Source organism: Bradyrhizobium sp. Pa8 (assembly GCF_052588265.1).
Genome location: NZ_CP176767.1, coordinates 4420631 through 4431846 on the forward strand (window position 1 = coordinate 4420631; position 11216 = coordinate 4431846).

The window sequence follows — 11216 nt, forward strand, 5'->3', positions numbered from 1 at the left end:
AAGGTGCCGGCTGACTGCTCCAACTATCCCATGAGCTAATTGCCGTCATCCGCCGCAAGGCGCAGAAATCGCCGTTTCATCGCGTTGACCTTGGCGATATAGCTTGCCACCGAGTGGTCGCCGCAGCGCTCGTCGGCGTTCATCTGAAATTTGCGGCGCGCGTAGGCCGTGGCGGGGCCCGCGCCGCAGAGATGGATGAAGGCGGCCAGATCCTGCTTCTGCTCGCGGCTTGCCTTCACATCGCCGGCGCGGGCGAGAACGTCAGCCACGTTGCGGTCGAGATACACCGAGGCCAGCTCGATGGCGTGGCTCGGGATCGCGCGGGTGTAGAGGCCGGTGAACCCGCAGCCGGTCTCCGTGACCGCGTTGCCGCGGACACAGAACCGTGCGGCGTCGGCGAAGGCCGGGTCGGTCATTTGGTAGAGGCCGACGGCGCTGGAGGCGGGCCGGTAGATCGCGAGCGGGTTGAGGCTCAATCGCCAGCGCCAGTAGGTGCGCGCCACCGGATTGCCCGAACTTTCGACCTGCGCCAGCGCGGCCAGCAATTCGGGCGTGACCGTCGCGGTGGAGAAGGTTCGGAACAGCGGCCCGTATTGCCGCCAGTTCTCGGCCGGCTCCTTGTCGAGGGTGTTGCCGACGAAGACGAACAGCTCGGTCGGCTTGCGGACCAATTGATAGCCGATGTTCAGCAGTGCTGCGACCGCAAGCAGGATCGCCACGCTGCCTGCGATCCGAACCATCCGCGGTGCGCGCGCGAACCTCTTTCGCACCCACCGGGCGCCCCGCCGGACGTTGCGAAGGCGGGGGAGGAGGCGACTGCTTTTTTGTGGCATGGGTTGTTGTGGGAGCGGACAGGAGGTCCTACGGGTCTAGATTTAGCCCCGCACCCTGAGCCGTATATGTGCCAAGCGATGCCCCTGCGTCATCTACGAACTCGATCTCGTATGCTGGCGGCTCGGCCGCATGCGCGATCAGAATGGTCCCTCGGGTACCCGGCGGCAGTGGAATCGCTGGCGTCCTTTGCTTCAAGGTGACTACGTCATATTCTTTCGGCATCGACATATTTTCCTGACTGGAAGCGGACAGTTCGCCAGCGAGTGGCGCTCCGCCGTCGGCTCATCCGCCCTGCTGGCTCACCAATCCAGATCGCCGTAGGGGTCGGCCATATAGGGCGGGGGCATCCAGCGTCCTCGCGGCGGCGGCGGCCTGGGCCGCCGGGGTGCCGCCGCTTGCACGTGCGGCCGTGCGGGCGCAGCCGTCTCGCTGCTCGTCGCGCTCCGCACGACCGGTTTCGCGGGTGCAGGTGCGGATGACGTCGTCAGTTGCGTTTGCAGCGCCTGGACCTGCGCGGCGAGGCGCGCATTGTCCGCCGCATCCTTCTCCTGCGCCGCCTTCAGTTGTTGAATGGTGTCGGCCTGCTCGCGCAGTGCCTGCTCGTTGCGGCTTTTCAGTTGCTCGAGCTTTCCGTTGATGCTGGCAAGTTCGCTGGTGATGGTCTTGAGCGATTGCGCGAGATCGGACGATGATTGGTCAGGCGCCGTGCTGGCAGCTCTTTGAGCGTCAGGTCTTTGAGCGTCAGGTCTAGCAGCGTCAGCTTTTGGAGCCTCAGCTCTTGGAGCGCTTTCCGTTTCCTTGCCGAGCGGCGGCGCGGGCACCGGAGCGGGCCCATCCGCAGCAGCCAGTTGCACGGCCGGCGGCTGCGCCGGAGTTTCGACCGCGGATGCTCGCTGGGGCTGACTGGCGGCCGGCGGAGCCCATCGCGCCATGATCGATTTGGCCTCATCGCGATATTGCGAAGCGAAGGCGGCACCGAGAATGCCGATCGCCAGCACGAGGCCAACCAAGGCACGCAGCATGGTCCGATCTCCCTTCAGGCCTTGATTGCCAACCTTGCTATCCGGTGGCGGGGCCTTGTCCCTGGGAGTTTCGGCTGCCTTCGCACCGGCGCTCGCTTGCGGGGCGCGCGTGCCTTCGTTGCCGCGTTCCATTCCGGAAACCAGCCGGTCCAGCCGCGCAAGGTCCTGCTCTGCGCTCTTGATCTGGTCATAGGCCCGCGCCAGCCCGCCATCGGCGCGCACCTCGTCCGGTTTGGGGCCCTCAGGCTTGGGGCCTTCAGGCTTGGGGCCATCAGACTTGGGTTCGTCAGGCTTGGGGTCGTTCGCTTCAGGCACCGATGCGCGCTCCATCCAGTCGGGCGTCAATGGGAGTGCGGCAGTCCGATCGTCGGAAGGATAGGCCTCACCGTCGTCCAACACAACGCGCGTGCGAAGGAGAAATTATGGCGGGCTCCGGTTGCTGAATCAGCCGGGCGCTGCTCCCCCGGGCATCCCTGCGACGTGCTATGCTATCGCGGGAGGAAGCGCCATGAGGGTCCCCACCGCGACACTCGCCCTGCTTCTTTCAAGTCCGGCCGCGGCCAGGAGTGTCATGCTCAATGGCCGACGCCTGCATGAAGGAGTACGTTAAGACGACGTCGGAGGCCCGAAGGGCCACCAAGCAAGCCATCCGGGATTGGAAGCAGAATCCGGACAGGAAGGCCTCCGCAGAATTGTCCGCCAGGGGCATACTCGCATTGCAAGACGCCATGGAGGCGCAGGTACGTACGGAGCTGGAGCGCCTGAAGGAGTGCCTGGCGAAGATCAGGTAGGGCGGGGCGCAAAGGAGGATCCGATGAAATCGCTTCTGCTGCTCACGGCGAGCGGTCCGCTGCTCATTCTCACTTCGCACCAGTCCCTGGACGACCAGAGGCTCCTAGGGGTGCTCAGGCAAAAAGGTATCGGCAAATTCGTCGCGTTCGAGGTTCCCTTGTCGCTCGCCAGAGAGCGCTACGGCGGGCACTTTCACGCGGTCGAAAGCAATCTGCACGAGACCGATGATTTGAGAGTACTCGACTTCAACGGCCAGCGGGTCTTTCAGCTCTTTCATTTCGAAGAGCTCGGTTCACCGATCCTGATAGAGCAGTCGTGATCCGGTTTGGTTCGGCGGCGAAAGGGGATGTGTTGAGCAGGGCTGTTCCGAAGGGACGCCGATTGAGGTACGGTGGAGGCTTGGACCCGTGGAGTCTGCCATGACGTCATATACTGTCGGGTTGAAGCTCGGGGTGCGTGCCAAGGTGCTCACGATCGAAGCCGAGGACGCATTGGTCGCGGCGCTGAAGATCAAGCTCGAGAACCCCGAGGCACTCGTCACCTACGTTCGCAAGTCAAATCGGCGTGGCGATCGTCGCCACCCGCACGAAGTGCAGCGGGCCAAGACAACCGGCTAGCCGATGCGGAGACTGCAGCAAGTAGCCCGGATGAGCCAACGGGTCGGCGCGAAGCGCCGCCCGATGACAGGCTCCGCGACTTCCGGGAGTTCATTCGACGAGTTTTCCCGGATGTCGCTGTGCTCATCCGGGTTGCGCTTGCTGGCTCACGTCTCTTCCGGCTCCGTGGCGTCGGAATACGCAACTGCCGCTAGTGACGTGTCGCGCGAATTTCGAGCGTCGTCTGGGTGAGCCTGGCCACGAACCCCTCAAAATGCATGACCCGTTGTCTGGTCAATTGTTCATGCAACTCGGCGATCTTCTGGGATTCGGCGACAAACGAGTCGCACACCTGTTTCGCGTACTCCATTTGAAGCTCAAAGGCCTCGACGGGTGAGCGCGCCGTCGCGAGCTTTCCCAGGAAGGCCCAGGCGTGCTCGAGCGACGTCCTCGTGTAGTCGCTATAGGCAGCGGCAATGGCCTGCGTGCTGCTGGCGTGGGAGGGTTCCACCGATGTGACGGGCGCGCTTGCAGCGATCTCCATCCCGGAAGCCTCGCCCGGCAAGGCAGCAGCCGACGGTACCTGCGCACTGATCTCCCGGCTCGTCGCTTGGCTGATCTCTTGCTCGGTCTCTTGGCTGATCTCTTGCCTGTTCTCTTGCTTGTTCTCTTGGCTGACCTCCGCCGAGGCATCCGGCACTTGATGGGCTGCAGTCGCGTGTTGCCCGCCGGTCCCGGTCCGTTGCCCGGCCTTCTTCTTCCCGCCGCGCCGGCCGGATTTTCCCGTTGGCTTATTTTCGCCCGCACTCAACATTGCAAATGACTCCTCAATATCGCTGAAGCCGCAAGCCTCCGTCGTGTTTGCGCTGAAATCGCGATTGTGGATTGTCGCTTGCGTGGCGGCCATGTGGTGAGATTTTGCCGGGTATCGGCAAGGCATCCTGCCGGGTCTTGGCCGTCCTGCGCGCGAGACCATGCTGGCCCGATCCGCGTCATCGATCTCGTCGTTGGCGAGATTGATCCTCGCGTTCGTCGTCACCGGAACAGGGCGACATAGACCACGTAGAGCCAGCCCAAGATGCCGTGGATGATCGCCCACAGGATCGAATGATTGTTGGTGTAGGAGATTGCGATGGCGAGTGCGGAGCCAAAACCCACGCCGTATTTGGCGCCCTCGACCCGAACCCCGTAGTAGCGATTGCCGTTCATGGCGGTCCTTCCTGCGGGGCCACGCTTGCTCATCATGCCTTATAAAAGTATTCCGGTAGTTGTGAAATGGCACACAGACGGCAGCCCTTGGGTCTGCTTCTGTGGCGCCGACACAAGACCCTCGTGCGCCGCTCGGCGATGCGCACCGGGCTGGTCGGCATTTGGCAATTTCGGGATGATCGCTATGGGCGCTTTCAATCGCACGGCCATGCTTTGCAGCTCTTTCATCGTGTCCACCATGAGCGGGTGAACCGAGAGATTTCGCGTGCGCGCAGCGGCGCGTGCAGGGATGTTTCTTGAGGCCCCGCCGGTGACGGACGGGGCCTTTCCATTTTTCATGTCAGCCCACGACTGCCCGGCGGTGCCTTCGCGAAGAAGGATGCAGGGTCATGTGGGAGTATTTTGGACCCGATTTTGCTTTCGACGTGGTGAAGGGAGTGGTCGCCGGAATAGCCTCAATGGCGTTTCAGGTCGTCGCCCCGCGGACGTTTCATGCCGCGAAGCGGTTTCGCGCACGCTGGGTTGCCAGAAAAGACGCAAGACAAGCCGCAAGGCAAGCACGCCGCAACGCGCCGGCGAATGATGAGCCGTGAGGTCTCGTAGGATGGGTGGAGCAAAGCAATACCCCCCGCTTTGGCACATCACGATTGACTATCCTACGGGCTGGCACCAGCCTGACTTCCGAGGCTGGGTTCGGGAGCCGGCAATCAATAGCGGCCGCCGCTGCCCTTTTGCTGCGTGATCCAGTCCGACAATGTTTTCGGTGCCGATTTCGCAGTCCGGCCCGGTGATGCCTTCGCATTGTCGCGGACGCCTTTCGTCGGACGGGCGCGCGGCGCTTCCGTTGCGTTGACGCGCTTCGAGGCAGCCGTCGATGTCTCTGCGGCTTCCTTCTCGAGGCGCAACTGTTTCAATCGCGCCATCTTGATGCGCTCTGCCTCGACTTCGGGTCTTTCGGACAGCAGCGGCTTGGGTTGAGCAAGCTCGGCCGGGACCCGCACACCGAGTATGGTCGTCTCGCCGAGCGCCTTGCAGGCTTCGAGCCGATGCAGTCCCTCGACCAGAACGAGCCGGTCTCCGTCGAGCCGAACGGAAATGGGCTCCTGTTGTCCGATGTCCAGCATACTTTCCGCGATCTCCCCGACGATCTCGGGCTTGATGGCTTTCTTCTGCTTCGTGGGAACGAAGATCTTCTCGATCGGGAAGCTTTCCGGTTTGGGCATAACATGACTCCGCTTCTACCGGGCCCGTCGGAACCCATACCGGTTGTGGTCGGAGTTTAGGAGGGAAGGGCTCGACCGCAAAGGCAATTTTGGCGGCAGAGCATTGATGAGCATTGAAGCCGGAACCGATCTGCGATTACGTCCGGACGATTCCGGTGACAGCTCGTAGGATGGGTTGAGCGAAAGCGAAACCCATCAAAGCTTCCTCCGCGCGGAAACAAGATGGGTTTCGCAAGCGCTCAACCCATCCTACGAGCTACGGCTACAAGCCGATCACTCGGTTCCAATCAGCAATGTACATGTAGATGCGTTGAAACTCGGTTGGCAGCAACATGCGATTGTGGGCGATAAAGTTTCGGGCCTTTTCGAGTTCATCCATTCGTTGCTTCAGCCAATGCTGCGTTGGTACGATGTCTTTGAAATGATCCCATTTGGCGATTATCACTTGGGCCAAGTGGCCGAAGTCAATAAATCCCAATAAATCTGATTTTTCGCCCTCGAGCCAGGAATCCTTCTGCGCGGTCTCTCGACGGCCCTCCGCGTGCTCCTTGATCTTTGGTGGTAGCTTATCCTGCCAGTCCGCGCCTTCCTTTTCGGCAAGAGCGTCCCGGATGAAGTCGCGGATTTCGTTCTCAAAGCAAAAGAGAACCGCGTATAACCGTGCCATTTCTAGCGCTTGGTTTCTTCGAACAACTCCGAAGGGTGCCAAGGCTTCTTGTAGCAAGGTCTCTTCCGTTTCGGTTGACGAAACTCCGATTTGTATGCCTGCCTTGCGAAATGACTCCGCCTCCGACTCAAACATTAGTCCGCGGAATAGGAAGCTTCTGAGTTGATCATTCATTGAAGAGGTGTTCCTTCAATGACTTGAAGATAGCATTGTAAACTTCCACATCCTTGGTCGGCGGCAAATGTATCTCGATATTGTATCTGAGTCCGCCAAAAGTCGGGCCCCGGTCTTTGGCGGATCTTTCGTTGGTTGTCCTTCATCAGAATCTTGCTTGGGTGCATCGGTCGACGCCTTGATGATTGGAGCGCTTCGCGCTGAAAGATCAGAAAGAGGAAGCAAACTAAAAAAGGTCTTGGTCATTAAGCTTGCTAAGTGATCGCTTACATTGTGATAGCTCTTAAATTTTCCTTCAATGGCGTTTCGGTCCGCAGCGGTTGGGTGTTCTTTAATCAGGAAAATATCGTCGTAGGCCTCTCGCACGCCCTGGCCCAATATGGATTTCGATCGCGAGTGGTCGCGATAATCGAGGTAGCGCTGAGTGGGTTTGCCGTCAGCGGTTAGAAAGCCCAGCGACTTCAGAAGCGTAGTGAACGCTCGATCGTTGGTTGAGGAAAATCCCCAATCCTTCAGAAGCTGATTAGTGAATCGCTCGGGCGCTTGACCGTCCTGGATCTTCTGGAAGAGGTCTGGGATTCGACCAATGGGCAATACGTATGTATTGGTAAGAGGCATTCTGCTCTATTCCTCAGCTAAAACGAGTCTTCTATGTTAGGCAGTAGGCAGCCTCGCGGCAATTCAACCTTTGATAGATTTAGTTGGGGAGCTAAGCTAAAAGAAAAGGGCGACCCGTTGGTCGCCCTTCGCATGTGCGTAGGTCAGTCAGGTTGGGCGTAACCTTGGTTGCGCCCCCTCACGAACATCCCGTCGTGCTGCCGCAAGTGTCGCACTTCATACACGTGCCATTCCGCACCAGCGTGAAGTTGCCGCACTCTGAGCACATCTCGCCTTCGTAGCCCTTGGCCTTGGCTTCCGCGCGGCGCTCGGCCTTGGTGGGGACGAGCGTCTGTGCGGTGCTGCCGCCCTTGCTCCACTGGAGCGCCTCGAGCTTCTCCGTGGGAGACAAGTCGTGGCTGGCTTCCTGCTTCAGGGCGACGGCGCCTTCGATGGCATCGCCGGCGCGGGCCGAGGTGCCGTGCGAGGCCAGCGCGGTGACCTTGCTGCCGCCGGTCGGGGCACTGTCGTTGCCCGGGGCGATCGCGGCGGAGCCGCCGCGCATCACGACGAGGTTGTCGGTGCGGGAGCGGGTGAGGCCGCGCGAGACCAGCTTGGTCGCGTGCTGCGTCTCGTCCGGCTCCTTGCCTTCCTCGACGCCCTTGCCGAGCGCGTCGAAGTTCGACTCGGTCGGATCGACATGGGCGAGATCGAAGCGCGACATGTAGCTCACCGCGAGCTCGCGGAAGACGTAGTCGAGGATCGAGGTCGCGTACTTGATGCTGTCGTTGCCCTGCACGGGGCCCGCCGGCTCGAAGCGGGTGAAGGTGAAGGCGTCGACATATTCGTCGAGCGGCACGCCGTACTGGAGACCCAGCGACACCGCGATGGCGAAGTTGTTGATGAAGGAGCGGAGCGCTGCGCCTTCCTTGTGCATGTCGATGAAGATCTCGCCGAGACGGCCGTCATCATATTCGCCGGTCCGGAGATAGACCTTGTGGCCGCCGACGACCGCCTTCTGGGTGTAGCCCTTGCGGCGATCCGGCATCTTCTCGCGCTCGCGCATCACGATGATGCGCTCGACCAGCTTCTCGACGATCTTTTCCGAGACCTGGGCGGCACGCGCCGCCATCGGCTTCTCGTAGAGGGACTCGACCGCATCGTCCTCGTCCTCATCGTCGGCGATGAGCTGCGAGTTGAGCGGCTGGGAGAGCTTGGAGCCGTCGCGATAGAGCGCGTTGGCCTTCAGTGCGAGTTTCCACGACAGCATGTAGGCGGACTTGCAGTCCTCCACCGTGGCGTCGTTCGGCATGTTGATGGTCTTGGAGATCGCACCCGAGATGAAGGGCTGGGCCGCCGCCATCATGCGGATGTGGCTCTCGACCGACAGATAGCGCTTGCCGATCTTGCCGCAGGGATTGGCGCAGTCGAACACCGAATAGTGCTCGGCCTTGAGGTGCGGAGCACCTTCCACCGTCATCGCGCCGCAGATGTGGACGTTGGCCGCCTCGATCTCGCGCTTGGTGAAGCCGACGGCCTGGAGCAGGTCGAAGCCGGGGGCCGCGATCGCCTCTGCACCGATGCCGAGCTGGTCGCGGATGAAGTCTTCGCCAAAGGTCCACTTGTTGAAGGCGAACTTGATGTCGAAGGCGGTCGGCAGGGCCTTTTCGACCTTGGCGATGGCTTCATCGGTAAAACCCTTGGCCTTCAGCGTCGAGGCGTTGATGCCCGGCGCATTGGAGAGCGAGCCGTGGCCGACGGCGTAGGCTTCGATCTCCGCGATATCAGCTTCGCGATAGCCGAGCGCGCGCAGCGCCGCGGGGACCGCGCGGTTGATGATCTTGAAGTAGCCGCCGCCGGCGAGCTTCTTGAACTTCACCAGGGCGAAGTCGGGCTCGATGCCGGTGGTGTCGCAATCCATGACGAGGCCGATCGTGCCGGTCGGCGCGATGACAGTGGTCTGGGCGTTGCGATAGCCGTGCTTCTCGCCGAGCTCGAGCGCCGCATCCCAGGCGGCCTGCGCGTGGCTGACGAGGTCAGCCTGCGGGCAGGACACGAGGTCCATCGGTACCGGGTTCACCGAGAGCGCCTCGTAGCCGTTGGATTGGCCGTGGGCAGCGCGGCGGTGGTTGCGGATGACGCGCAGCATGTGCGCGGCGTTCTTCTTGTAGCCCGGGAAGGTGCCGAGCTCGGCCGCCATCTCGGCCGAGGTCTTGTAAGTGATGCCGGTCATCACAGCGGTCAGGGCGCCGCAGAGCGCACGGCCTTCCTTGCTGTCATAGGACAGGCCCATGGTCATCAGCAGGCCGCCGATATTGGCGTAGCCGAGGCCGAGCGTGCGGAACTCGTAGGAGAGCTCGGCGATCGCGCGGGACGGGAACTGCGCCATCATCACGGAGATTTCGAGCACGATGGTCCAGAGCTGGCAGAGGTGCTCGTAGCCCTTCACGTCGAACTGCTTGGTCTCGGTGTTGTAGAACGTCAGCAGGTTGGCGGAGGCCAGGTTGCACGCCGTGTCGTCCAGGAACATGTATTCCGAGCACGGATTGGACGCGCGGATGTCGCCGGACGCCTTGCAGGTGTGCCAGTCGTTCATGGTGGTGTTGAAGTGCAGGCCGGGATCGGCCGACGCCCAGGCGGCGTAGCCGATTTTTTCCCAGAGGTCGCGCGCCTTCAGCGTCTTGGTCACCTTCTTGGAGGTGCGGGCGTTCAGGTTCCAGTCGCCATCCGTTTCCACGGCGCGCAGGAAGTCGTCCTTCAGCGAGACCGAGTTGTTGGAGTTCTGGCCTGATACCGTGAGGTAGGCTTCCGAATCCCAGTCGGTGTCGTAGATGTCGAACTGGATGTCCTTGTAGCCCTGCTTGGCGAACTGCATCACGCGCTTGATGTAGTTGTCAGGCACGAGGCTGCGGCGCGCGAGCTTGATCTCGCGGCGGAGCGCAGGGTTCTTCTCGGGGTCGAAGCAATCGTCGCCCGAGCCTTCGCAGTTCACGCAGGCCTTCAGCACCGCCTTGAGGTGCTTCTGGTTGATCTTGGAGCCCGTGACGAGGGCGGCAACCTTCTGCTCCTCCTTCACCTTCCAGTCGATATAGGTCTCGATATCGGGGTGGTCGACGTCGACGACGACCATCTTGGCGGCGCGGCGCGTGGTGCCGCCCGACTTGATCGCGCCCGCCGCGCGGTCGCCGATCTTGAGGAAGCTCATCAGGCCGGACGAGCGGCCGCCACCCGAGAGCTTTTCGCCTTCGCCGCGCAGGCGGGAGAAGTTGGAGCCGGTGCCGGAGCCGTACTTGAACAGGCGGGCTTCGCGGACCCAGAGGTCCATGATGCCGCCTTCGTTGACGAGGTCGTCACCGACGCCCTGGATGAAGCAGGCGTGCGGCTGCGGGTGCTCGTAGGCGGACTTGGACTTGGTCAGCTTGCCGGTGAAGGGGTCGACGTAATAGTGGCCCTGGCCGGGGCCGTCGATGCCATAGGCCCAGTGCAGACCGGTGTTGAACCATTGCGGCGAGTTCGGCGCGACCATCTGCATGGCGAGCATGTAGCGGATCTCGTCATAGAAGGTCAGGGCGTCCTCGTCGGAGGAGAAGTAGTTGCCCTTCCAGCCCCAATAGGTCCAGCAGCCGGCCAGCCGGTCGAACACCTGCTTGGCCGAGAGTTCGCTGACGAAGCGCTCTTTCTCGGGCAGCGCCGCGAGGGCATCAGTGTCGGGCACGGAGCGCCACAGGAAGGAGGGGACGGACTCCTCCTCGACCTTCTTCAGGCGCGCGGCGACGCCGGCCTTGCGGAAATACTTCTGGGCGAGCACGTCGGAGGCGACCTGCGACCACTCGGTCGGTACCTCAACGTTCTCGAGCTTGAACACGACCGAGCCGTCGGGATTCCGGATCTCCGACGTGGTCAGCCGGAAATCGATCCCGGCGTAAGGTGACTGTCCCGAAGTGGTGTGGCGCCGCTCTATCCGCATGGTCTTGCCCCGTCCTTTTATCTGCCGGACTGCCTCCGCAAGGCGCCCGGGTCGCTATTTCGGTTCGCGATTCCTCCAAGGACCTCATCGGCCCAAAGGCTTCGCAGTTCAGCCGGTGGATCCGGCCCAGTTTCT

12 protein-coding genes are annotated in these 11216 nt (G+C 61.9%); 3 read left to right on the forward strand and 9 right to left on the reverse strand.

Annotation, left to right across the window (positions count from 1 at the left end; genetic code table 11):
- Window positions 1-35: 35 nt before the first annotated feature.
- The 3 genes from ACKWRH_RS20020 to ACKWRH_RS20030 form a co-directional block, all read right to left on the reverse strand.
- A complete protein-coding gene (locus ACKWRH_RS20020) occupies window positions 36-833 on the reverse strand; it encodes a transglycosylase SLT domain-containing protein (RefSeq protein WP_445221992.1) in 798 nt (265 codons plus the stop codon).
- 28 nt (window positions 834-861) lie between these two features.
- Window positions 862-1062: a DUF4926 domain-containing protein gene (locus ACKWRH_RS20025; RefSeq protein ID WP_445221993.1), complete on the reverse strand. Its 201-nt coding sequence runs from the start codon at window positions 1060-1062 to the stop codon at window positions 862-864.
- A gap of 71 nt (window positions 1063-1133) precedes the next feature.
- Entirely contained in the window at window positions 1134-2186 is a 1053-nt protein-coding gene (locus tag ACKWRH_RS20030) for a hypothetical protein (protein WP_445222444.1), read from the reverse strand.
- Between the two features lie 248 nt (window positions 2187-2434).
- On the opposite strand from ACKWRH_RS20030, the gene ACKWRH_RS20035 reads away from it, so the two are divergent.
- The 3 genes from ACKWRH_RS20035 (at window position 2435) to ACKWRH_RS20045 (ending at window position 3265) form a co-directional block, all read left to right on the forward strand.
- Window positions 2435-2647 carry a hypothetical protein gene (locus ACKWRH_RS20035; protein WP_445221994.1) on the forward strand — a complete coding sequence of 71 codons (213 nt, stop codon included), beginning with the start codon at window positions 2435-2437 and terminating at the stop codon, window positions 2645-2647.
- 23 nt (window positions 2648-2670) lie between these two features.
- On the forward strand, window positions 2671-2967 hold the full coding sequence (locus ACKWRH_RS20040) for a cytosolic protein (RefSeq protein WP_445221995.1): 297 nt from the start codon (window positions 2671-2673) through the stop codon (window positions 2965-2967).
- Window positions 2968-3067: 100 nt separating this feature from the next.
- Complete coding sequence (locus tag ACKWRH_RS20045) at window positions 3068-3265, forward strand: hypothetical protein (RefSeq protein ID WP_014495617.1); 198 nt, start codon at window positions 3068-3070, stop codon at window positions 3263-3265.
- 190 nt (window positions 3266-3455) lie between these two features.
- Here ACKWRH_RS20045 and ACKWRH_RS20050 read toward each other — a convergent pair whose 3' ends face one another.
- The 6 genes from ACKWRH_RS20050 to ACKWRH_RS20075 all read right to left on the reverse strand — a co-directional run bounded on the left by ACKWRH_RS20050 (window position 3456) and on the right by ACKWRH_RS20075 (window position 11081).
- Entirely contained in the window at window positions 3456-4151 is a 696-nt protein-coding gene (locus ACKWRH_RS20050) for a phasin family protein (RefSeq protein ID WP_445221996.1), read from the reverse strand.
- 128 nt (window positions 4152-4279) lie between these two features.
- Window positions 4280-4453, reverse strand: coding sequence for a hypothetical protein (locus tag ACKWRH_RS20055; RefSeq protein ID WP_014495615.1), 174 nt, complete (start codon window positions 4451-4453; stop codon window positions 4280-4282).
- Window positions 4454-5160: 707 nt separating this feature from the next.
- On the reverse strand, window positions 5161-5676 hold the full coding sequence (locus tag ACKWRH_RS20060) for a chromosome partitioning protein ParB (RefSeq protein ID WP_445221997.1): 516 nt from the start codon (window positions 5674-5676) through the stop codon (window positions 5161-5163).
- A 262-nt stretch (window positions 5677-5938) separates the two neighbouring features.
- Window positions 5939-6517, reverse strand: a complete 579-nt coding sequence (locus ACKWRH_RS20065; protein WP_445221998.1) for a Swt1 family HEPN domain-containing protein — start codon at window positions 6515-6517, stop codon at window positions 5939-5941.
- 15 nt (window positions 6518-6532) lie between these two features.
- Window positions 6533-7135, reverse strand: coding sequence for a DUF5343 domain-containing protein (locus ACKWRH_RS20070; protein ID WP_445221999.1), 603 nt, complete (start codon window positions 7133-7135; stop codon window positions 6533-6535).
- A 178-nt stretch (window positions 7136-7313) separates the two neighbouring features.
- On the reverse strand, window positions 7314-11081 hold the full coding sequence (locus ACKWRH_RS20075) for a vitamin B12-dependent ribonucleotide reductase (RefSeq protein ID WP_445222000.1): 3768 nt from the start codon (window positions 11079-11081) through the stop codon (window positions 7314-7316).
- Window positions 11082-11216 lie beyond the last annotated feature (135 nt).